Source organism: Nocardia sp. CA-084685 (assembly GCF_050955785.1).
In the GTDB taxonomy this organism is placed as follows: domain Bacteria; phylum Actinomycetota; class Actinomycetes; order Mycobacteriales; family Mycobacteriaceae; genus Nocardia.
In genome coordinates, this window is record NZ_CP192094.1 from 3,695,947 (window position 1) to 3,718,021 (window position 22,075).

General features: G+C 65.6%; 23 protein-coding genes. 15 read left to right on the top strand and 8 right to left on the bottom strand.

From position 1 onward, the window contains the following. Window positions 1–23 precede the first annotated feature (23 nt). The 7 genes from recD to ACQP2U_RS16935 all read left to right on the top strand — a co-directional run bounded on the left by recD (window position 24) and on the right by ACQP2U_RS16935 (window position 5,175). Window positions 24–1,916 (top strand): exodeoxyribonuclease V subunit alpha, encoded by a 1,893-nt coding sequence (gene recD / locus ACQP2U_RS16905; RefSeq protein ID WP_433715542.1) that lies wholly within the window; start codon window positions 24–26, stop codon window positions 1,914–1,916. Window positions 1,917–1,959: 43 nt separating this feature from the next. Continuing rightward, a complete protein-coding gene (locus ACQP2U_RS16910; protein ID WP_433715543.1) occupies window positions 1,960–2,439 on the top strand; it encodes an RNA polymerase sigma factor in 480 nt (159 codons plus the stop codon). Further along, a complete protein-coding gene (locus ACQP2U_RS16915) occupies window positions 2,439–3,053 on the top strand; it encodes a methylated-DNA--[protein]-cysteine S-methyltransferase (protein ID WP_433716492.1) in 615 nt (204 codons plus the stop codon). The genes ACQP2U_RS16910 and ACQP2U_RS16915 overlap by 1 nt, the downstream gene beginning before the upstream one ends. Window positions 3,054–3,064: 11 nt before the next feature. Next, window positions 3,065–3,784 carry a 2OG-Fe(II) oxygenase gene (locus tag ACQP2U_RS16920; protein WP_433715544.1) on the top strand — a complete coding sequence of 240 codons (720 nt, stop codon included), beginning with the start codon at window positions 3,065–3,067 and terminating at the stop codon, window positions 3,782–3,784. A gap of 1 nt (window position 3,785) precedes the next feature. Next, the gene (locus tag ACQP2U_RS16925; protein WP_433715545.1) at window positions 3,786–4,040 is read left to right on the top strand and encodes an Ada metal-binding domain-containing protein; all 255 of its coding nucleotides are present in this window, start codon (window positions 3,786–3,788) and stop codon (window positions 4,038–4,040) included. Between the two features lie 62 nt (window positions 4,041–4,102). Then, entirely contained in the window at window positions 4,103–4,615 is a 513-nt protein-coding gene (locus ACQP2U_RS16930) for a methylated-DNA--[protein]-cysteine S-methyltransferase (RefSeq protein WP_433715546.1), read from the top strand. A 47-nt stretch (window positions 4,616–4,662) separates the two neighbouring features. Then, entirely contained in the window at window positions 4,663–5,175 is a 513-nt protein-coding gene (locus ACQP2U_RS16935; RefSeq protein ID WP_433715547.1) for a mycothiol transferase, read from the top strand. Window positions 5,176–5,328: 153 nt separating this feature from the next. On the opposite strand, the gene ACQP2U_RS16940 is transcribed toward ACQP2U_RS16935, so the two are convergent. After that, window positions 5,329–5,718, bottom strand: coding sequence for a hypothetical protein (locus tag ACQP2U_RS16940; RefSeq protein WP_433715548.1), 390 nt, complete (start codon window positions 5,716–5,718; stop codon window positions 5,329–5,331). Window positions 5,719–6,033: 315 nt separating this feature from the next. Between ACQP2U_RS16940 and ACQP2U_RS16945 the strand changes: the two genes are divergently transcribed. Next, the gene (locus ACQP2U_RS16945) at window positions 6,034–7,527 is read left to right on the top strand and encodes a flavin-containing monooxygenase (protein WP_433715549.1); all 1,494 of its coding nucleotides are present in this window, start codon (window positions 6,034–6,036) and stop codon (window positions 7,525–7,527) included. A 7-nt stretch (window positions 7,528–7,534) separates the two neighbouring features. Here the strand turns inward: ACQP2U_RS16945 and ACQP2U_RS16950 are convergent, their stop codons facing one another. Further along, window positions 7,535–8,209, bottom strand: a complete 675-nt coding sequence (locus ACQP2U_RS16950; RefSeq protein ID WP_397034856.1) for a TetR/AcrR family transcriptional regulator — start codon at window positions 8,207–8,209, stop codon at window positions 7,535–7,537. A gap of 136 nt (window positions 8,210–8,345) precedes the next feature. Here ACQP2U_RS16950 and ACQP2U_RS16955 point away from each other — a divergent pair, with 136 nt between their 5' ends. Further along, window positions 8,346–9,296 carry a metal-dependent hydrolase gene (locus tag ACQP2U_RS16955; RefSeq protein WP_433715550.1) on the top strand — a complete coding sequence of 317 codons (951 nt, stop codon included), beginning with the start codon at window positions 8,346–8,348 and terminating at the stop codon, window positions 9,294–9,296. Next, window positions 9,293–10,363, top strand: a complete 1,071-nt coding sequence (locus ACQP2U_RS16960; RefSeq protein ID WP_433715551.1) for a PDR/VanB family oxidoreductase — start codon at window positions 9,293–9,295, stop codon at window positions 10,361–10,363. The genes ACQP2U_RS16955 and ACQP2U_RS16960 overlap by 4 nt, the downstream gene beginning before the upstream one ends. 2 nt (window positions 10,364–10,365) lie before the next feature. Here ACQP2U_RS16960 and ACQP2U_RS16965 read toward each other — a convergent pair whose 3' ends face one another. Then, entirely contained in the window at window positions 10,366–11,061 is a 696-nt protein-coding gene (locus ACQP2U_RS16965; RefSeq protein ID WP_433715552.1) for a TetR/AcrR family transcriptional regulator, read from the bottom strand. 163 nt (window positions 11,062–11,224) lie between these two features. Between ACQP2U_RS16965 and ACQP2U_RS16970 the strand changes: the two genes are divergently transcribed. Continuing rightward, complete coding sequence (locus tag ACQP2U_RS16970) at window positions 11,225–12,796, top strand: succinic semialdehyde dehydrogenase (protein ID WP_433715553.1); 1,572 nt, start codon at window positions 11,225–11,227, stop codon at window positions 12,794–12,796. 78 nt (window positions 12,797–12,874) lie between these two features. Then, complete coding sequence (locus ACQP2U_RS16975) at window positions 12,875–13,705, top strand: SDR family NAD(P)-dependent oxidoreductase (protein ID WP_433715554.1); 831 nt, start codon at window positions 12,875–12,877, stop codon at window positions 13,703–13,705. Between the two features lie 50 nt (window positions 13,706–13,755). On the opposite strand, the gene ACQP2U_RS16980 is transcribed toward ACQP2U_RS16975, so the two are convergent. Next, window positions 13,756–14,556 (bottom strand): putative protein N(5)-glutamine methyltransferase, encoded by an 801-nt coding sequence (locus tag ACQP2U_RS16980; protein ID WP_433715555.1) that lies wholly within the window; start codon window positions 14,554–14,556, stop codon window positions 13,756–13,758. Window positions 14,557–14,660: 104 nt separating this feature from the next. Beyond that, window positions 14,661–15,533 (bottom strand): ElyC/SanA/YdcF family protein, encoded by an 873-nt coding sequence (locus ACQP2U_RS16985; protein ID WP_433715556.1) that lies wholly within the window; start codon window positions 15,531–15,533, stop codon window positions 14,661–14,663. 206 nt (window positions 15,534–15,739) lie between these two features. Here ACQP2U_RS16985 and ACQP2U_RS16990 point away from each other — a divergent pair, with 206 nt between their 5' ends. Further along, the gene (locus ACQP2U_RS16990) at window positions 15,740–16,594 is read left to right on the top strand and encodes a bifunctional 5,10-methylenetetrahydrofolate dehydrogenase/5,10-methenyltetrahydrofolate cyclohydrolase (protein ID WP_433715557.1); all 855 of its coding nucleotides are present in this window, start codon (window positions 15,740–15,742) and stop codon (window positions 16,592–16,594) included. 188 nt (window positions 16,595–16,782) lie between these two features. Here ACQP2U_RS16990 and ACQP2U_RS16995 read toward each other — a convergent pair whose 3' ends face one another. Both ACQP2U_RS16995 and ACQP2U_RS17000 read right to left on the bottom strand, forming a co-directional pair. Beyond that, window positions 16,783–18,348 (bottom strand): 2OG-Fe(II) oxygenase, encoded by a 1,566-nt coding sequence (locus ACQP2U_RS16995; RefSeq protein WP_433715558.1) that lies wholly within the window; start codon window positions 18,346–18,348, stop codon window positions 16,783–16,785. An 8-nt stretch (window positions 18,349–18,356) separates the two neighbouring features. After that, complete coding sequence (locus ACQP2U_RS17000) at window positions 18,357–18,839, bottom strand: MarR family winged helix-turn-helix transcriptional regulator (RefSeq protein WP_433715559.1); 483 nt, start codon at window positions 18,837–18,839, stop codon at window positions 18,357–18,359. A gap of 82 nt (window positions 18,840–18,921) precedes the next feature. Here ACQP2U_RS17000 and ACQP2U_RS17005 point away from each other — a divergent pair, with 82 nt between their 5' ends. Further along, window positions 18,922–20,682 (top strand): ABC transporter ATP-binding protein, encoded by a 1,761-nt coding sequence (locus ACQP2U_RS17005; RefSeq protein WP_433715560.1) that lies wholly within the window; start codon window positions 18,922–18,924, stop codon window positions 20,680–20,682. A 5-nt stretch (window positions 20,683–20,687) separates the two neighbouring features. On the opposite strand, the gene ACQP2U_RS17010 is transcribed toward ACQP2U_RS17005, so the two are convergent. After that, a complete protein-coding gene (locus tag ACQP2U_RS17010) occupies window positions 20,688–21,098 on the bottom strand; it encodes a winged helix-turn-helix transcriptional regulator (protein WP_397034868.1) in 411 nt (136 codons plus the stop codon). Window positions 21,099–21,165: 67 nt separating this feature from the next. Between ACQP2U_RS17010 and ACQP2U_RS17015 the strand changes: the two genes are divergently transcribed. Continuing rightward, complete coding sequence (locus ACQP2U_RS17015; protein ID WP_433715561.1) at window positions 21,166–22,074, top strand: NADP-dependent oxidoreductase; 909 nt, start codon at window positions 21,166–21,168, stop codon at window positions 22,072–22,074. The last annotated feature ends 1 nt before the right edge of the window (window position 22,075 follow it).

Genomic DNA, 22,075 nt, shown 5'->3' on the forward strand with positions numbered 1-22,075 from the left:
GCGTCGACGGCGCAGGTCCGCCGATGACGTCGATTCAGCTGGCGCAGCGGGGAACCGGGCTGCTGCGCATATTCAACGAGGCGGGAGTGCTCTCCGCCGCCGACGTCCACGTTGCCCTCCGACTGGGGCGGATGGGGCGCGAATCCTCGGAGGAGGTGCTGTTCGCGGCGGCCCTGGCCGTGCGAGCGGTGCGCTCCGGCTCGGTCTGCCTGGAACTGCACCGCATGCGCGAAATCGGTGTCGATGCCGACGAAACCTGGGATGCGCGTTCGGATATCGATCCCGCGACGTTGCCGTGGCCGGATATCGATGCCGTGGTCGCCGCGCTGCGAGTCAGTCCATTGGTATGCGGCGGACCGGCTGGACCCTTGCAGCCGTTGCGCCTGGTCGACGTGCGAGCCACCGGGCCATTGCTCTATCTGGACCGCTACTACCAGCAGGAACAGACGATCCGCCGGGTGCTCACCGAGCGCTCCGGACATCATCCGAAGGTCGATCCGGCCATCGTGCGCCGCGAACTCGACCGACTCTTCGACGCCCCGGTCGGTGCGGCCCCCGACCGTCAGCGGATCGCCGCCGCACTCGCGGCGACGCACTGGACCACGGTGGTGGCGGGCGGGCCGGGTACCGGCAAGACCCACACCATCGCCCGCATCCTGGCCCTGCTCGACGCGCATCAGAAGGCGCATCCGAAGCTGCCCGCACTGCGCATCGCCATGGCCGCCCCCACCGGCAAAGCGGCCGCACGATTGCAGGAAGCGGTGCGCGAACAGGCGGAATCGCTCGCGCTGCCGGAGCTCACCGCGGCCACCCTGCATCGCCTGCTCGGCTGGCAGCGCGGCCGGGCTACCCGGTTCCGGTATCACGCATTCAACCGACTGCCCTATGACGTGATCGTGGTCGACGAGACCTCCATGGTGTCGCTGACCATGATGAGCAGCCTGCTGGCCGCACTGCGGCCCGATACCCGCCTGGTGCTCGTCGGCGATCCGGATCAGCTAGCCTCGGTCGACGCCGGTGCGGTACTCGCTGATCTCGTCGCCGGACCTGTTGTCGGCGAACCGAATCCGGTGCTCGAGCAGGTACTCGGTGCCGAACCAGTTGCGGCCGCAGGTAATCCGGAGGCGTTGACCGATCTCGAGCGAATGCGGTTGCGCGGCGGCATCGTCCGGCTGACCCGTGGCCGCCGATTCGGCGGCAAGATCGCCGAACTCGCCGTCGCGGTCCGCGCTGGTGACGCCGACACCGCACTCGCGTTATTGCGCGCGGGCGGTGATGAAATCTCGCTCTGCACGCCGGAGGACACCGCGCCGGTGCGCGCCGACGTCGTGCGGGCCGCCCGCGAGGTCACCGCGGCCGCACTCGACGGCGATGCCGCGGCCGCACTGACCGCCCTCGAATCCCACCGCCTCCTGTGTGCGCATCGCCAAGGTCCGTTCGGCGTCGAACGCTGGGACCGCATGGCCGGTGAGTGGGCCGCGGCCGCTGGCGCGGGGCCGGATTCGCATCAGGCTCCGTGGTACCCGGGCCAGCCCCTGCTGGTCACCGCCAACGACCACGAGGCGCGCATCTACAACGGCGATACCGGTGTCATCGTGCGCCTGCCCGACGGTTCGCTGCGCGCGGCCCTGCAGCGCGGCAGCGAACCCTACCTGGTGCACCCGACCCAATTCCCGGCTGTGGTCACCGTCTTCGCCATGACCATCCACCGCAGCCAGGGCAGCCAATACGACACCGTCTCGGTCGTCCTGCCCGAGCCGGAATCCACCCTGCTCACCAGGGAACTGCTGTACACGGCCATTACCCGGGCCCGTCGCCACGTGCGCATCATCGGCACCGACGACTCCATCCGCGCCGCGATCGACCGCCGAGTTCTGCGTGCCAGCGGCCTGTCGCGCACTCCGGAGTCGCATTGACCTGGGATTCTCACGTTTTCCGAGCTCGGGACGTCTACCTAACGTGAGATTGCCTCCGTTCGAGGATGTGGTGGCCGAGTACGGCCCGATGGTGCTGCGCGTGTGCCGGGCGGTGCTCGGTCCGACAGATGCCGCCGATGCGTGGTCGGAGACCTTTCTGTCCGCCCTGCGCGCCTATCCCGACCTCGACCCGAAGACGAATATCGAGGCATGGCTGGTCACCATCGCGCATCGGCGCGCGATCGATGTGGGGCGCGCCCTGACTCGCGCACCCGTTCCCGCCGAAACCCTGCCCGAACGCACGGCACCCGCTGCCGACCCGGCCGATTACGACCCTGATCTATGGAACGCACTCGCCTCGCTGCCGCCCACACAGCGTCGAGCGGTGGCCTACCGCTACCTGGCAGGTCTACCGCACGCCGAAATCGCTCAGCTGCTGGGCAATTCGACCGATGCCGCCCGGCGCGCCGCCGCCGACGGCCTCAAAACATTGCGCAAGCTCTACCCGAAGGATCGAACATGATGGCCACTATCGACCGGGATCCGGACGGCCTCTTCGACGGCCTGGACGCGAACTCCGCCGAGATCCTGTCCCAATTGCGTCGCCGGTTGGCCGCCGACGCCCAAGCCGCGGGCCTGCTCGACGTCGCCTATCGCACGCTGGACACGCCCGTCGGCGCCTTGCTGCTCGCGGCCACCCCCGCGGGTTTGGTGCGGGTCGCCTACCCCAACGAGAATCACGAAACCGTACTCGCCACGCTCGCCGAGCGCATCAGCCCGCGCATCCTGGCTGCCCCGCGCCGCCTCGATGCCGCGGCAGGTCAGATCGAGGAGTACTTCGCCGGTGCGCGAACACAATTCGATCTGCCGCTCGATCTCCGGTTGACCGTCGGATTCCGGCGCCAGGTGATCGAGCATCTGAGCGATATCGGCTACGGACATCGCGAGAGCTACGCCGATGTCGCCGCGGCCGTCGGAAGTCCGCGTGCGGTGCGCGCGGTCGGCTCAGCCTGTGCGCACAATCCGCTACCGGTGGTCATCCCGTGCCACCGGGTGGTGCGCAGTGACGGTTCGATCGGCCAGTACGTCGGCGGAGTCACCGCGAAGACCACCCTGCTCACGCTCGAAGCCGCGTGACAGGAGAGGTGATGAAAACCCTTGCCGCACTGGAAGAACGAGTCGAAGCGCAGCGGTGGAGCGCGCTGACCGAGGAGATCGACGCCTACGGCTGCGCCCAGACCGGGCCGCTGCTGACGCCGAACGAATGCGCCGAATTCAGCGCCATGTGGGAGGATCTGGGCCGCTTCCGGTCGACGATCGATATGGCACGCTACCGATTCGGTCAGGGCACCTACCGTTACTTCGCCGATCCGGTCCCCGCGCCGATCATGCGGTTGCGCAGGGCTTTCTATCGCAGATTGCTGCCCATCGCCCGTACTTGGGCAGAGCGACTCGGCGACCCGACGCCGTGGCCCGACGAATTCGACGCTTGGCTCGACGCCTGTCACGCCGCGGGGCAAACGAAACCAACGCCAATCCTGTTGCGCTACACCGCAGGTGACTGGAACGCCCTGCACCGAGACCTCTACGGTGAGCTCGTCTTTCCGCTGCAGGTCGTCATCGGCCTGGACCGCCCCGGCATCGACCACACCGGCGGAGAATTTCTCCTGGTCGAGCAGCGCCCCCGCGCTCAATCCAAGCCGACGGTCACCATCCTGGAACAGGGCCACGCGCTCGTCTTCACCACCAGGGACCGGCCGACCCCATCGGCGCGTGGTTGGTCTCGTGCCCCGATCCGCCACGGTGTCAGTCGAATTCGCAGCGGCCACCGACACACCCTTGGCCTGGTCCTGCACGACGCCGAATGAGATGTACATCCTGACCGACGTCGATGGTCGCCCGTATCCCAGTCCTACTCCGGGCCGATTCGGCGGTCACCGGCGCGGCAAACTCTATGGCCGCCTCGACTGCCCGTCGGCCTTGCGCGCCTTGGCGCGCGGCCACTACCGCGCCCACCGCGTCTTCTTCGCCGACGAACAAACCGCCATCGCCGCCGGTTACCGACCGTGCGCGGTCTGTCTGCCTGCCGCATACGCGGCATGGAAAGTTCACCACGGCAGGTGATCTCACGTTCATGCGCCGGGCAGCGTCTACCTGATGAAGTCTCGAAAGAAGGGAGCAACATCATGTCCGATACCGCCATCGCACGACTGGTGCACGGCTCGACGCTGGGCAACCTGCTGATCGAAGCGAACCAGACCGGTGTCACCCTGGTCGCATTCACCGACGCTCCGCCGATCGGGTCGTCGGGCGAAAACGTCACGGCGCGTGAGCATCTGGAGATCGCCTCAGATCAGATCGACGAATACCTCACCGGCGAACGCCAGCAGTTCACGGTACCGATGGATCTGACGGATATGCGCGCATTCGATCGAGAGGTCCTTCGGATACTCGAGGCGACCACCGGATACGGCCGGACAACCACCTATGGTGCTCTGACCCGCCAACTCGGCCGCACCGCAGTCGACGCTCGCAAGGTCGGCGGCGCGCTGTCTCGGAACCGACTGCTGATCCTGCTCCCGTGCCATCGCGTGGTCGGGGCCGACGGATCCCTGACCGGCTATGCGGGTGGACTGCCCGCCAAACGAGCCCTGCTCGACCTCGAATCGGTCGACCTGCTGCTGCCGCTGGGCGGATAACGGCACGATCGGGAATATCGGCGGCGGCTGTGTGCTTGCATGAGGTCATGACGAGCGCTGAGTTGTTGGTCGATGCCTTCGGACGAGTGCGGGAGAATGTGCACGGCGCGGTCGAGGGGCTCGGACAGGACGAGCTGGCCGCCCGGATCGATCCGGGCGCCAACTCCATCGCCTGGCTGATCTGGCATCTGACCCGGGTGCAGGACGACCACGTCGCGGAGGTGGCGGAACTGGAACAGGTGTGGACCGCGGCGGGCTGGGCCAAGCGGTTCGACCTGCCGTTCGCCGACGAGGCAACCGGTTATGGACACCGCGCCGCGGAGGTCGCCGAACTCGGCGGGGTTTCCGCCGAGCTGCTGTTGGGCTACTACGACGCGGTACACGCCCAGACGATCGACTATGTCTCCGGACTCACCGATGCCGATCTGCCCCGGATCGTCGATACCCGCTGGGATCCGCCGGTTACCCTCGGCGTGCGGTTGATCAGTGTCGTGGACGACGATATCCAGCACGCCGGCCAAGCCGCCTTCATTCGCGGTGTTCTGCTGCGCCGCAGGTAGTTTCAGTTTTCCGGCGCATCACCGAACAGTAGGTCCGCGGCACGGACGACTACCTCGAGGCGGTGCGCCTGCGGACCTGTTACTTGTGCATGCGGTGAGAAGTGCCAGCGCGGCCGCCGACAGCGGTAAGCCGCCGATTGCGCAATGGCAGGCTCAGACGCGGATCGCTCGAAGCTCACGGGCGAACTCGGCGTCGGTCTGCTCGTAGGTGTCACGGATGGTCTTGAACAGGTTCTGGATCTCGGTGGCGACCGTTATGTAGTCGCCGATGGTGTCGTATGCATTGTTCGGACCGCCGAAGGCCTTCTCCCGGAACAACTCGACCAGTTCGACGGCGGAAGTGAGCCGGGGATTGTTCTCGCCCAGGCCCCAGGACTCTTTCTCGCTGAGCGACCGGGCATCGTCGTGCGCGACCGTGAGCTCGTCGATGAGGCTCTGGCAGGCCGCGTCGATATCCAGAAACGCCTGTGGTTCCATCCGCACCTGCAGCGCCCCGGTCTTCGCATCCTCGATATACCCGCCGAATGAGCTCTCAACAGCCATGCGGTCGCCCCTTCCACTGGTCCCGTCTGATCATAGAGACGCACACGCCGACGAAACGGTTCCATCGAAACACAGATCAGTGACCTCGGGCATTTCGCCGAAACGGACAGATCCGGCCCCATGTCATCGAGCCGAACCACATCCGGCGCGGTCGGGCGCCGCCGCCGATTCCGGGGCCCCCGGAGCCCGGGCCGTTGCGATACGTAACGGCGCGTGTATCGAGCTTCGGCGCATGGGCCTCGACTGAACCGCAACGGATAGGCTGGAGCTGAAGTCGGTGCGAATCGCGCCGCCGAATATCGGAGGAAGAGATCGATGAGGGTCGCTGGCGAGCACGTCGATGTGCTCATCGTCGGTGCCGGACTGTCCGGTATAGGCGCGGCGTATCACCTACGGCGGGCCTTTCCGGAGAAGAGCTATGCGATTCTGGAGAGCCGCGACAGGATCGGCGGTACCTGGGATCTGTTCCGTTATCCGGGAATTCGCTCTGATTCCGATATGTACACCCTCGGCTACCGTTTCCGTCCGTGGCTGGGCGACAAGTCGATCGCCGACGGGGCGGACATCCTCGACTATGTGCGCGCCACCGCCGCCGAGAGCGGAATCGACCGCAATATCCGCTTCAATCATCGAGTCGTCGGTGCCGAATGGTCGTCACAGGAAAACCGGTGGACGGTGCGCGCCGAACGGACCGATTCCGGCGAAACCGTAACGCTCACAGCGGGATTCCTGTTCTGCTGCTCCGGTTACTACCGCTACGACGAGGGCTACACCCCGGTTTTCGCGGGTACCGAGCGTTTCGCCGGGCCGATCATCCACCCGCAGCACTGGCCGCGCGAGCTGGATGTCGCGGGCAAGCACGTCGTGCTGATCGGCAGCGGCGCGACCGCGGTGACACTGGGACCGGCACTGACCGACCAGGGCGCGCACGTGACGATGCTGCAACGCTCACCGAGCTACATCATCTCCGCACCCGCCCGCGACGACCTCGCCGTCAAGGCACGCAAATTCCTACCGACCCGCGCCGCCTACACGGTGGCCAGGGCCAAGAATGTGGCGCTGGCCACCGCGATCTACCAACTGAGCCAACGGTATCCGCAATCCATGCGCAAGCGGATCAAGGGCTGGCAGCAGCGCTGGCTGCCCGCGGGCTATGACATCGATACGCACTTCACCCCGACCTACAGCCCCTGGGATCAGCGACTGTGCTTGGCTCCCAACGGCGACTTCTTCCGCGCCATCCGCAAAGGCCGGCTGGATATCGTGACCGATAAGGTCGAGACGTTCACCGAGACGGGTCTGGCCTTGGCCTCCGGCGCTACCCTCGATGCCGACATCATAATTACCGCAACGGGTTTGAATCTGCTCGCCTTCGGCGGGATGGAACTCGCGGTCGACGGACGGCCGGTGCGACTCTCGGAACATATGGCCTATAAGGCCATGATGCTGTCGGATGTGCCGAATTTCGCGTACGTCATCGGATATACCAACGCTTCATGGACGCTGAAGGCGGATCTGGTATGCGAGTATGTCGTTCGGCTACTGCGCCACGTGTACGACAACGGATATGCCCGTTGCACACCGGTGCGCGATCCGTCCGTCGACGCTGCGTCGCTATTCCTGAATTTCAATCCGGGCTATGTCCAGCGCGCCGCGAGCCAATTCCCGATCCAGGGCACCAAGGCGCCGTGGCGCCTACGCATGAATTACCTGCGTGATCTATTCACACTGCGCCACGGCAAAATCACTGATAATGCGATGGTGTTCGAGCGGGCGCGGGATCGGGATCCGGTATCCACGCAGGGGTAATAGCAGGTCAGTGCGTCTCCTGCGGCTCGGACGACCGCGCGGCCGCGATATGGCGTAACACGCTGGTCGCGTGATCGTCGAACCGTTCGCGCGGAATATCGATCGTTCCGTCCAGCCACGGGCGGTACATATACGCCATCGCGCCGAAGATGGCGTTCGAGTTGAGACTGTTCTCGTACTGATCCGGCGGGGTCTGCGGCCCATCGTCACCCAACCCGATCGTGAACGCGATCGGGGCGGTGAACAATTCGATGAGCTCATTGCCCCGGTCGCCGAGTACCCGGGTGGCCTGCGATTCCACGAACATGATCTGGCCGCGGCGGCGATCCTCGATCAGATAATCCGTGAACGCCGAAATGGCATGACGAAATAGTTTCTCGGGTTCGGGCGGCGCGGTGGCCAGCGCCGCGAGCAGGCGTTCCTGCGCACCGAGAACGACGGTTTCCAATGCCGCGGTGAGCAGTTTATCCAGATTGGGGAAGCTCTCGTAGAAGTAGCGTTCGGTGAGGCCGGCCTGCCGGCAGACCCCGCGCATGGAGATATCGGATGCTCCGATCGTGGCCATCAACTCGATGGCGGCCTCTACGAGCTGTTCGCGGCGCGCGGCGATTCGGTCGGCCGGGGGCGTGCCGCGCCAGCGGCGCATACCCGGTATCGATCCATCGGAAACGGCGTCGTTCATGGCTCGATCCTCCCATAGCCAGGAAGTTGACATCATGTGATGTTGACAGCATTTGATGTTGACAGCGTCTGATGTTGACAGCGTCTGATGTCGGCAATACCCTGATCTGCCAGGGACCAGACGTGAGGACCATCAGATGGGCACTGCTTACGCCGATCAGGCTCATGCCATCAACGCGCGGGACGTCAGCTTCGATTTCGATTCGGTGCCGATGCACTACATCCCCGGCGAAGTCATGGCCACCCACATCATCAATGTGATGCACCTGGTGCTCCCCGAGGGCGAGCGGGCCATGGCGCAGGCACTGGCCGAGGCGTTACCGCTGATCGATGACGAGCGGTTGCGAGAAGAGGTCCGCGGCTTCATCGGTCAGGAGACGATGCACGCCGGTTCGCACGAAAAAGCCCGCCACCAACTGGAACGCCTCGGACTCGAGGTCGGCCCGATGGTGGATCGCGTCTCCTGGCTGATCGATCGGCTGCTCGGTGACCACGGCCTGTCCGGCCGAGCCAAACGCGAATGGCTGTGTGAGCGACTCGCTCTGTTCGCGGGGATGGAGCACTACACCGCGGTCATCGGCGAATGGCTGCTCACCAATGACAAATTGGCGGAAAAGGGGATGCATCCGGCAATGCTGGATCTGGTCCGCTGGCACGGTGCCGAGGAGGTCGAGCACCGCAGCGTCGTCTACGACGCGTACATGCATCTCGACGGCGGCTATGCCCGCAAGGCACGTCAGGCGCTGATCGCCAGTTCGGGATTGCTCGCGTTGTTCGTGACTTCGGGCGCCTACCTGTTCCAGCAGGACCCGTCGCCGAATAAGGGCCGGTGGTGGCCGCTACAGATGGCCAGCGCGTCATTGCGTGGCGTGGTGCCGAACTTCACGACTTTCTTGACCGAGATTCCGCGGTACCTGCGGCCGGGATTCCATCCCTCCCAACTCGGTCCGATGGATAACGCACTGCGCTACCTCGCGCAGTCGCCGGCGGCACGGGCAAACGCAGTGACCGAGCGCAGCGAGGGAACCATAAACACAGTCGCCCAGGCGGGCGTGACGCAGCCGAGCTCCAGCGAGGCGCAGTCATGACCGCCGTGGAGGAGCAGTTCCGGCCGGGGACCGGGCTACGGATGATCGCGTCGGCGGTGGACACCTACAAGCGGGTATTCACCGAAGGGAAAGCGGCGCAGCTGCTTTCGCGACCACAGCCGGTGCGGCGCACCGGTTTCGATTTCGAGCTGGCGATCATCGGAATCGAGGTCGAGGCCGACGAGGTGGTCAGCCTGACCCTGTGCGATTCAGGCGGCGCGGACCTGCCCGCCTGGACGCCGGGCGCCCATATCGATGTATTCCTGCCCTCGGGTCGGCAGCGGCAGTATTCGCTGAACAGTGATCCGGAGGATCGCAGCTGCTACCGAATCGCGGTGCGCTACATCGCCGATGGCGATGGTGGTTCTCGCGAGATCCACGAGCAGCTGCGCGTCGGGGACCGACTGTGGGTGCGGGGACCGCGCAATGCGTTCCCGCTCATCGACGCACCGGAGTATCTCTTCGTGGCTGGCGGAATCGGGATCACGCCGATCCTGCCGATGGTCACCGCCACCGAACGTGCCGGAATACCATGGCGGCTGATGTATTTCGGTCGCTCGCGGGCGCGGATGCCGTTCCTGTACGAGCTCGCCCACTTCACCGGTGGTGATGTGGTGGTGCGACCGGACGACGAGTACGGGGTACCGGATCCGCGGATGATCTTCGAACAGACGCCGACCGGTGCCGCGGTATATGTCTGCGGACCACCGGCATTGGCGGAAGCCGCGCGCAAGGTGCTGCTGTTACATGATCCGACGGCTTCGCTGCATACCGAGCGCTTCTCGGCGGTACCCGTCAGTGACGGCGCGCCATTCCGTATTCGGTTGCGCCGCAGCGGAACCGAGGTCGATGTCGCGGCCGACGAATCCGCGCTGACCGCGATCCGGCGGGCGGTGCCCGGCGTCGCCTACTCCTGCCAGCAGGGTTTCTGCGGGACGTGCCGGGCGAGTGTGCTCGCCGGGGATGTCGAGCACCGGGACCGGGCGCTAATGCCCGGCGAGCGCAACAATGCGATGCTCACCTGCGTATCGCGTTCTCGCGGCGGCGAACTCGAACTCGATCTGTAGGTTCACCGTGCGGCCGGGAAGATGGCCGGCAGTGTCATCGCGTATTCGAGATCGGCGCGGGTGCCGAGCGTGGTGAGCAGCACGCGGATCATGGTGAGCCGTCCAGCGGCAACGGTTTCCGCGTCCGGCTCGGCGCCGGGCTCGGTACCCGCCGAAATGCGATAGACCACATACTCGCAAACATGCAGGGCGGCATCGAGATCCAGCGGTGAGGGGACCGGGCGGCCCAATTCCGTGAACGTTTCGCGCACCAATGCGCGGATATCGTCCAGTGCCCGTTCGCGATAGGCCGATACCGGCGAGGCCGGATCGTGCAGTTCGGCGAACAGCGGGCGCAGCATCGCACCGTGCCCGCGGGCCCAGCCGAGGTAGGCGTCGATGAGACGAATGCCGAGTTCGACCGGCTCGTCCGGACCGGTCAGTGCCGTGCGGATGCCGTCGACCAGGCCGTCGTTGGATGCCTCCAATACGACGTGCAGCGGTTCGGTGGCATTGCCGAAATAGCGGTAGAAGGTGGGGCGGGCCAGTCCGGCCTGTTCGATGATCTGGGCGACGCTGAGTCCGCGCGAGCCGCCGCGGGTGAATACCGTCGCGGTGGCGAGCACGATGCGAGCGCGGACCTCCTCGGCCTGCTCCTGGGTCTGCGGTGGTCGGCCCCGGCGGACCGCGCCATTCGTCTGGGGAATGTCAGTGGACATGGTGATGCCTCACAACTCGAAGCCTGACCCGTATGTGTCCCACACCGACAGCTTGACACGAGGTGCGGCACTGGCATTAATCTAACACCAGTGTTCAGGAAATAGCTGAACCCGGCTTACCGCCTCGTCCAGCACAGGCGCCCGACCCAGGAGAGGGCCGACAATGACGACCGCCCGCCAGCTGACCGAACCGACGGCCCTGCCCGCGGCCCTGGTGCAACCCCTGCTAGATCGTGCGATCGCGGGTGGAGTTCCCGCGGTGGAGATGTTCGCGCCCGCGACCGGACGCAAGATCGCCGATCTGCCCCAGTCCTCGACCGGCGATATCGAGACCGCCTTCGCGACCGCGCGCACCGCACAGCGCGAATGGGCGCGGCGCTCGGTCCGTGAGCGGGTCGCGGTGCTGCGGAAATTCCACGACATCGTGCTGGCCGAACAGGACACCATCCTCGATATCGTGCAGACCGAGACCGGCAAGTCGCGCGCGCACGCCTTCGACGAGGTCGGCGATGTGGCCGTCAATGCCAGGTACTACGCGTCGGTTGCCAACAAGCTGTTGGCCACCCGCAAGCCGCGCGGTGTGCTGCCGGTATTGACCCAGGTCGATGTGCGGCATCGGCCCAAGGGCGTGGTCGCGGTGATTTCCCCGTGGAACTATCCCCTGGCCCTGGCCGTCTCCGACGCCCTGCCCGCATTGGTCGCCGGAAATGCCGTGGTCGCGCGCCCGGATAACCAGACCGCGCTGACCGCGCTGTGGGCCATTGATGCCGCCGAGCGCGCCGGGCTGCCGCGCGGGCTCTGGCAGGCGGTGCTCGGCCGTGGTTCGGTGATCGGCGGTGAGGTGATCGCGCGCGCCGACTATGTCGACTACACCGGGTCCAGTGCGACCGGCCGAACCATCGCACAGCAGGCCGGTGAGCGGCTCATCGGCTATTCACTCGAACTCGGCGGTAAGAATCCGCTGCTGGTGCTGGCCGATGCGGATGTGTCCCGAGCGGCCAAGATCGCGATTCGGGCCTGCTTCGCCTCGGCGGGGCAACTGTGCGAGTCGATGGAGCGAATCTATGTGCACGACAAGGTCTATGACCGGTTCGTCGGCGAATTCATCGAACATGTGCGGGCGATCGAATTGGGTGGTGCGCTCGATTACCGCAGTGATATGGGGTCTTTGACGTTCCAGCGCCAATTGGACACCGTCGGTGCGCATGTCGACGATGCCGTCGCGAAGGGTGCGCAGGTGCTCACGGGCGGCAAGGCTCGTCCCGATCTCGGACCGTACTTCTACGAGCCGACCGTGCTGACCGGAGTGCGTCCCGGAATGACGGTGTACCGCGAGGAGACCTTCGGGCCCGTTGTGTCGATATATCGGGTCGGCAGCGACGACGAGGCGGTCGAGCAGGCCAATGACACCGCATACGGGCTCAATGCGAGCGTCTGGACCAAGGATGTCGATCGAGGTCGCAAGGTAGCCGCGCGCATCAACGCGGGTTCGGTGAATGTGAACGAGGGCTTCATCGCCGCATGGGGGAGTGCGGACGCGCCATCCGGTGGACTCGGCATTTCGGGTACCGGGCGTCGGCACGGGCCAGAGGGCTTGTTGAAGTACATCGACACCCAGACGATCGCGGTGCAGCGGATGCTCCCCATCGCGCCGCTGCCCGGCATGTCCGAGGAACTGTGGGCGAAGACGATGACGCTGTTCTTCGGTGTCATGAAGGCGCTGCGTCAAAAATAGTTGCGCCATCAAAAGTAACCGCGCCGTCGAAAATAACTGCGCCAGAAGCTGTTCACGAAGAAATCAGGATGAGGACGAATGAAACTGGACACGGTAGCCGATAAGAAGGTCCTGGTCACGGGCGCGGCGATGGGCCTTGGCAAGCGGTTCGCCGAGCGTGCGGTGCGCGAGGGTGCCTCCGCGGTGGTGCTGTGGGATATCAACGAATCCGCGCTGAAGGAGATCGCGGTCGAATTATCCGGTCACGGCGTCGCTATTCATCACTATGTGGTCGACGTATCCGCTCACGACGCTATCAGCGAGGCAGCGGCCGCCGTGCGCGCCGACGCGGGCGATATCGATATCCTGATCAACAATGCGGGCATCGTGCGCGGCAACAGTTACTTCTGGGAGACCGCCGATCGCGCCGATATCGATAAGACGATGGCGATCAATTCCCTTGCGCCGATGTACATTACGCTCGAATTCCTGCCAGCGATGGTGCGTGGCACGGGTGCGGCGCGGGTCATGACCATCGCGTCCTCGGCGGGTCTGGTTTCCAATCCGCGCATGAGCGTGTACGCGGCCTCGAAGTGGGCGGCGCTGGGCTGGTCGGACTCGGTGCGTATCGAGTTGGAACAGGCGGGTCACGACCACGTGCGGGTCACCACGGTCTGTCCGACCTATATCAACACCGGAATGTTCGATGGCGCAAAGGGTTTCCTGTTCACGCCGATCCTGGAACAAGATGATGTGGTCGATACCTCGTGGCGCGAAATGAAGGCGGGTACTCCACTTGTGATCCTGCCGTGGACCTCCCGGCTCAACAAGGCGATCTCCGGTCTGCTGCCGATCAAGCTGCGCGATCTGTTCCTGAATTCGGTTGGTGTGTACCACTCGATGGACGAGTTCACCGGGCGTAAGAAGTAGCGGCCTCAGCTGGTCGTGTCCGGTTCATCGGTGTTGGGTAGTAATCCGCATCACGCATCGGGCTTGGTGCCGATCACGACGGTGGAGTAGAGCAGATCTGATTCGGCGATGCGGCCGGTGAAGCCGTGCGCGGTGAGGATGCTGATCGAGGGCATGGCCTGAGCTTCGGTGGATTCAACGAGCAGGTGGCCGCCCGGCGCGAGCCAGGTGCGGGCGGCCGCGACGACACGGCGGAAGATATCCAGGCCATCGGGTCCGCCGTCGAGGGCGGTGCGCGGTTCATGATCGCGTGCCTCCGGCGGCATCCTGGAGATCATCTCCGATGGCACGTACGGGGTGTTGGCGAGCAGGATATTGATGCGCCCGCACAATTCACGGGGGAGCGGCTCGAAAAGGTCGCCTTCGTAGACAGGTGCGCCGATCGGCGTGAGATTGCGGCGGGCGCATTCGACCGCCGTAGGTTCGATATCGGTGGCGGCGAGCTCGATCGGGCGCCCTTCGGCGACCAGGGTTTTGGCCAGTGCCAGACCCAATGCGCCTGAGCCGCAACATATATCGACGACGATAGGGTGCGTCGGCATGGCGCGGGCGAGGTCGGCGGCCTCGTCGACGAGGAAGGCGGTGCGTTGGCGCGGGACGAACACACCTGGGACGACCGCGACTCGCATGCCGTGGAATTCGGTCCAGCCCAGCAGGTATTCCAGCGGTGTACCCGACACTCGTTGCGCGACCAACTCCGCGAGATCGGCACCGGTCTCCGTCGCGGCGGCGATGAGCAACCGCGCCTCGTCCTCGGCGAAAACACAGCCCGCGGCGCGCAGTTGCGCGACCACATCTCCGGTTGGCGTCATCGGAATATCGTGCCGTGTTTGCCGGTGCGCTGGGGGCCGAGCGTGCACTTTTGCGCCGTTTCTGACATTTCGGAGCCGAAAGCGCACGCTCGTACCCGTATCGCTCAGCGCGAGGTGGCGAGCTGGAATGTCCGCGTAGCGTCCAGATAGATGCCGCGCTGCGCCTGCCTGGTGGGTGGCGGCAACTGCGATACCAGCTGCTCGAGTGAGGTCGTCGCCCCGATCACCCGGGTGCCCGCGACAATGAAATCGGCGACCGCGCGCCGGATGTGGTTCGGCGAGGTGACCACGACCGCGCTGCTCGCGCCGATATCCCGCAGCATATCGGTGCTGAAAAGTGCGTTCTGCACCGTCGATCCGGCCCGGCTCTCGACATTGATCCGGGATGCGGGCAGTCCCATGCCGACCAACCAGGCCCGCATGGCCTCGGCCTCGGTGATGCCGTTCTGTGGATTGCCACCGGTGACGACGATCGGTGAAAGTGGTGTCGCGACCGCCTGCAACCAGGCTGCGGTCAACCGGTTCACCAGTTCGGGACGCAGCGAGCCGTCGGGAAGCAGGCCATAGCCGAGCACCACGATTCCGGTCTGCGGTCCGACGAGCGCGGGCAGCGGATTCGGCAGGGTGCCGAGGGCAGCGCCGATCGCGCCGAGCACATTGTTGGTGCCCTGGGCCATTGCCGGGTCGACCGCGGCGAGGCGGGCCAGCGCATCGGCCATGGCGGGCAGGTCATTGGCGTAATGCGACCAGATCGCCTGCAGCGAAAGGGCCTCGGCGTCGGCCGGGTCGGCGGCGATGAGCTGTCGGAGTTCGGCGCGCCCGGCGGCGTCGTCGCCGTCGGTGAAGGCGCGCTGGGCGGAGTTGTATAGGGCGTCGGTTTCCGGCACCGCGATGGCGGGTGCGCTGGATAGTCCGGTGATGGTCGCGGCCGCGAACGCGGTCGCGACCCATAGTTTCCAATGCCTCGCGATTTTCACTACAGTCGACACCTTCCACGTCGTGAAACGGGGCTTTCGGTAAGTCAGCTGATAGTTAGCTGAGATGGGGCACTATCACGATACGACTGGTAATGCAGTTAACCCGGTAATTGCTATCCGTTGATTCCGGCATTCGAGCGAACCGAGCGGCGCGCGAGAAGACCAGCGGAACCAGCCGCATGGTGCAGCCGATAAGGTGTGACAACGTGGATACCGTTTCGCTGTCCGGCAAGGAACTCGCCGCCGCCATCAACGCCGACACCGAGCAGCGCGCCGCCGCGCTCACCGCGAGCGGAACCGCGCCGCGCCTGGCCCTGATCGTGGCCAATGACGATCCGGCCAGCGCGTGGTACGTGAACTCGCTGCGCAAGGCCGCCGAACGTCTCGGAATCGCTTGCGACACCATCGAACTCGGCGCTGACGCGAGCATCGAGCGGATAAGCGACGAACTCACTGCCCGCAGCGCGGACAGCGCCATCGACGCGATCATGCTGCAGACGCCGCTGCCTGCCGGTGTCGCCCTCGACGATGTCAGCTCCGCGATCGCCGCCACCAAGGACGTCGACGGCGTCAGCCCGCTCTCGCTCGGCTTGCTCGCCTCCGGTCTCGACGGCTTCGTCCCCGCCACCTCCGAGGCTGTCGTCGAACTACTGAAGCATCACGAAATCCCGCTCGCCGGTCGGCATGTCGCGGTCGTCGGCCGCTCCAATATCGTCGGCAAGCCCCTTGCTCAACTTCTGCTGGCCGAAAACGCCACCGTCACCATCTGCCATTCCCGAACCACCGACCTCCCCGCAGTAACCTCCGCCGCCGATATCGTGGTAGCCGCCGCCGGCCGCATCGGCCTGGTCACCGGCAAACACATCCGCGAGGGCGCCACCGTCATCGACGTAGGCACCAACGAAGCCCCCGACGGCAAAATCGTCGGCGACGTAGACGCGGAGACCGTCCGCGGCAAAGCCTTCGCCCTCAGCCCCGTCCCCGGAGGCATAGGCCCGGTGACCACCGCCCTTCTCATGCGCCACGTGGTAACCGCCGCCGAGAACACGCACCCCGCCTGAACAACCACCGCACCAACGACTTCGGCCCGCGCAACCCGTCGATCCGCTGCAACAGACCCCCGCACAGCGCCGATGCATTGCGCACGCAACCTCCGCAGGCAAACGGGCCAACCACCGGGCCGCCGCAACTACCGTCCCCGCGACATCCACGCCATAGCGGGACAAGGTAATGCCTGGCCCACTATGGGCTACGCCCGAACCCGCCAGAGGCGCACGGTTCCGTCGTATGAGGCGCTCGCTAAACGCCCGTCGGGGAGCGCGGCGAGGCTGCGGACGAAATCGTCGTGGTGGAACACCTCGAGTTCGGTGAGATCGGGTGCGTACCAGATTCGTACGGCACCGTCCTCGCCGCCGGTGGCCACCAGTCCGTCGGGCAGCGGCGTCACCGCGCAGATGGCACCTGTGTGCGCCGGTTGCGCGCTCAGCTCGGATATCGTGGAATGCGGTATCCGGTCGGTGGGTGTCGCCGAGTCCGAGGGCAATGTCTGCTCGTGCGCCGCAGTCGGATTCGACGCAAAAGGGCGTGCTTGGTCGGGAAGCGGCCGAGGCAGGTTCCAGACGCGCAACCAGCCTTCGACGTCACCACTTATCACCGTGCCCGATGGCGTAACAGCCAGCGCGCGTACAGGGGCGGGCGCCCGCACACTCCCAACGAGACTGCCGTCCGCATCCCGGACCGCGATCGTGCCGTCCTCCGAAGCGATAACCAATTGCGCGCCATCGGAAACGACGGCCCACACCCAGCCACCGACGTCGAGCACGCCTTCCGACCCATCCGCACGCCACCATCGAACCCGCCCGTCCGCACCGCCGGTGACGACTTGCCCGTCGGGCAAGGCGTTCGCGCACAGCACCGCGCCGCGGTGATGTCCGACCGTATGTGGTTCCCACGAACGCCAGCGGCGGACGGCACCGTCGCGCGAGCCGCTCCACAGCTCGCCGTTCGGGTGCGCGAGCAGGGCGGTCACCGAACTATCGTGACCGCGCAGCGTGCGCCGCTGGGCATAGCCAGCACCGGTCGGCTCCCAGATCCGGATGGTGCGGTCGCGCGAGGCGCTCACAAGCGTGCCGTCCGCGCGGGCCACGACACTCCACACGTACCCATCGTGTCCGCGCAGGATTCCCTCCGGCGAGGCGATGGTTTGCTCCCGCTCGTAGAGCACATCGGTGCGCATCACCCACTTGGTGCCGCCGGTCACCGGCTCGCCGTCGTGCCAGAGCGCATGATCGAAAACCACGATGGCGCCGGTCTCGGGCCGAACCACCCCGAGCGAGGCGGCACCCGGTTCGCCGCTGGCGTAGAAGCGAGTGTGCCCGCCGTCGAACTCGGTGCTGTCGTTGAGATAGATCATGCACGTCAGCTGGGAGACGACGGTCGCGCTGCGGGCATGCGCGCCATCGCGATGGGGGGCGAAGGATTGGCCGCCGCGGTAGCGGCAGTAACGGAACCGCTCGTTGAGCCCGACCAGCCGCCAGTCGGCGCCATCGATATGCAGCCGCGGCGGAAGGTATTCGGCGATCCTGCTGAACAGCGCATCCGCCAGCACCGGGTCATCGCGGACCAACCGGTCATTGTTGCGATAGGACGCCGGATAGTGCGCGCCGGTCGGCGCGAAGCCCGAATCGGTGGCCGTATCGATGATTTCGGCGCACTCGGCGGCGTCGAACACCCCGCGCAACAGAAAACAGGTACGCGCTTCGGCGGCAATGCCGGTCTGCACCTTCACAATCGGACCGGCGGGCACGTCCAGCATGTCCCAATTCAGCTCCGGCGCGGCGGGGAAGTCAACGAGATGTTCGTCCCAGTGGACGGGCCGACCGATGCCTGCGCATCGAGTGCGGCAAGCAAGTCACGAAGCATTGTCCGCTGCTCGCCGCTCAGGCTGGCAAAGACCTCTTCGGCGGCGGCGCGGCGGGCCGCGGCCATCTGCGAGAGCGTGGTTCGGCCGGAGTCGGTCAGCGTCACCAGGGTGGAGCGGCGGTTGGTCGGGTCCGGCGCGCGCGAGACCAAGTCCGCGGCGTCGAGCGCATCGACGACGGTGGTGGCCGAGCGCGGCACGATGCCGAGGTGATCGGCGAGCGCGGCCATCCGCAGGGGCTCGTCGTGATGGCCGATAATGCGGAGCGCACGGGCCTGACCTGGGGTAATGCCCAGCGGGGCAAGTCTGGCGACCTGGTTGCGGCGGATGCGTTTGGCCGTGCGTAGGAACAGCTCGGGGAGGTCGGGATCGAGCGCGTTGTCCATTTGTTGAGCATAACTCATTGTTTTGGGAACAATTATGAGTCATGCTCAGTTTCATGCAGTAGTCCTCGGAAGGGAGGCGCCTATGCGGCCCCCACATCAACTTCGCCGGATCGTCCGGCTGTTTCGTCCCTATCGCACGCGCTTGGCATTGGTCGCCGCGCTCGTCGGTCTATCGTCACTGGTCTCGCTGGCGTCGCCGTTCATGTTGCGCGGCATCCTCGATGACGCCCTGCCGCACGGCCGCACCGGTCTGCTGACCGCGCTGGCGGCGGGCATGGTCGCGGTCGCCGCACTCACGAGCGTCTTCGGCGTGCTCCAGACCTACATTTCCACCGCCGTCGGTCAACAGGTCATGCACGATCTGCGCGCCGCGGTATATGCGCAGTTGCAGCGAATGCCGTTGTCGTTCTTCACGACTACCCGCACCGGTGAGGTGCAGTCGCGGATCGCCAACGATATCGGCGGGATGCAATCCACCGTCACTTCGACCGCGACCTCACTGGTCTCGAACTTCACCACCGTGACCGCCTCGGTGATCGCCATGATCGCCCTGGACTGGCGGCTCACCGTGGTCTCGCTGATCATGCTGCCGTTCTTCGTCTGGATCAGCCGCCGCGTCGGCGACGAACGTAGGAAGATCACCGCACAGCGGCAACAGAAATTGGCGGGCATGTCGGCGATCGTGGAGGAATCGCTCTCGGTGAGCGGCATTCTGCTCGGTCGCACGATGGGCCGCTCACCCGCGCTGGTCGACGATTTCGCGCAGGAGTCGCGCGGACTGGTGGACCTGGAGATCCGGTCCGGCATGGCGGGACGGTGGCGGCAGTCGACGATTCAGATCGTCATGGCGGCCATGCCCGCGATCGTCTACTGGGCGGCGGGATTGACCGTGGCGGCGGGACATCCGCTGGTGTCGATCGGCACCCTGGTCGCCTTCACGACCTTGCAGACGAGCCTGCTGCGGCCGATGGTGCAGTTGTTGTACACCGGTGTGGAGGTGCAGAGTTCCATGTCGCTGTTCGGCCGGATCTTCGAATACTTGGACTTGAAGCCGGATATCGAGGAACCGATAACGCCGGTGCCGGTGCCCGATCCGGGCGTGCAAGGTGAGGTTCGCTTCGAGCATGTGGGCTTCACCTACGGATCCGGGACACGGGATGTATTGCAGGACATCGACATCACTGTGCCCGCCGGGTCCAGCCTGGCCATCGTCGGCGAAACCGGTTCGGGCAAAACCACACTCGGCTATCTGGTGGCTCGACTCTACGATGCGACCTCCGGACGGGTGCAGATCGACGGAATCGACGTGCGGGACTTGACGTTTGCCGATCTGGCCGCAGCCGTCGGTGTGGTCTCCCAGGAAACCTATCTGTTCCACGCCTCGGTCGCGGACAATCTGCGCTTCGCCAAACCCGATGCGACCGATGAGCAGCTATATGCCGCGACGCGGGCCGCACAGATCCACGACCACATCGCGAGTCTGCCGGACGGGTACGACTCGCTGGTCGGCGAACGCGGCTATCGGTTCTCCGGCGGTGAGAAGCAGCGTTTGGCGGTGGCGCGCGTGATCCTGCGCAATCCGCCGATCCTGGTACTCGACGAGGCCACCAGCGCACTGGACAACCGGACCGAACAGGAGGTGCAGGCGGCCATCGACGCGCTATCCGAAGGTCGCACGACCATCACCATCGCGCATCGGCTCTCCACCATCCGCGACGCCGACCAGATCGTCGTACTCGACCGCGGTCACATCATCGAACGCGGCACCCATCGCGAGCTCATGGACGCCGATGGTCGCTATGCGGCGCTGGCGTCGGGCGGCGACCTCCTCCGCGCGGCCTGAGGTGTTCAGATGGGTTCGGGTTCGGCGCGGTTGTCGAATTTCTCACGGGCGGAGTGGATTTCGCTGTGGTGCCGCACCGACCAGACCCCCATCGCATGACTGAGCTCCCCGAGGCTGGCACCCAATTCGGTCAGCGAGTACTCCACCCGCGGTGGAACGGTGGGGTAGACCGCACGGCGGACCAGCCCGTCGCGCTCCAGGTTGCGCAGAGTGCGGGTGAGCATCTTCTGGGTGATGCCGTCGAGCCGACGCCGCAGATCGTTGAATCGCACCGGCCCGCCCGCCGTGCGCAGCACGCCGAGGACCAGGAGCACCCATTTGTCGGCGAGCACCGTCAGCACTTCGCGGGCCGGGCAATTGGTCAGGTAGCTCTTGACCAGGTTATCGGAACCGGACCAGTCGACAACGGTATCCATTGGGTACCTCGGGATCATTGAAGTGCCTTCTTTCCCTTGGATACTAGGGGACCGCAGAATCGGTGGCATGCTCGCAATCACGCAACAAAGATTCGGTGGTCCCGAGGTTCTGGAAATCGTCGAGGTCGATCGGCCGAGCGCCGGACCTGGCGAGGTGCTGGTGCGGGTCGCCGCCACCGGTATGAATGCGGCGGACTGGAAGCTGCGGTCCGGACTGGTGCGCAAACTCGGGGATCCGCCGTTCACCCTCGGCTTCGATGTTTCCGGGATCGTCGATGCGGTCGGCACCGGTGTCGAGCGATTCCGGGTCGGTGACGAGGTTTACGGCATGGTGCTCAGTCGGTCCGGCGGCTATGCGGAATACGTTGTGGCGCAGGCGGATTTCCTCGCACCGAAACCGACGATCCTGGATCACATCCATGCGGCCGCCGTGCCGACCGCAGCGCTGACCGCATGGCAGGGGCTTACCGAAGTCGTTGCCGGACAACGCGTGCTGGTGCATGCGGCCGCCGGTGGTGTCGGACATTTCGCCGTGCAGATCGCCAAGGACCGTGGCGCGTATGTGATCGGCACGGCCCGCGCCGCCAATCACGAATTCCTGCGGGGTATCGGAGCGGATGAGTTGATCGATTACACGACAAGCGATTTCGCGGGGATCGTGGGTGATATCGATGTCGTCTTCGATCTCGTCGGCGGTGACTACGGATCGCGTTCGCTGCCGGTGCTCGCCGCGGACGGTCGCCTGATCGACGCGCAGGGCAATGATGCCGACAGCGATCCGCGGTACGAGCGGCTGTATGTCGATCCGTCCGGCCGCGATCTACGCGAGCTGACCGCCCTGTTCGAGACGGGCCGGTTGCATGTCGAGGTCGATCAGGTGCTGCCGATGGCCGAGGTGGTCAAGGCTCATCACCTGAGCGAATCCGGGCGCGTCCGCGGGAAAATCGTACTGGTGCCATGGAATTCGCCGGTGTGAC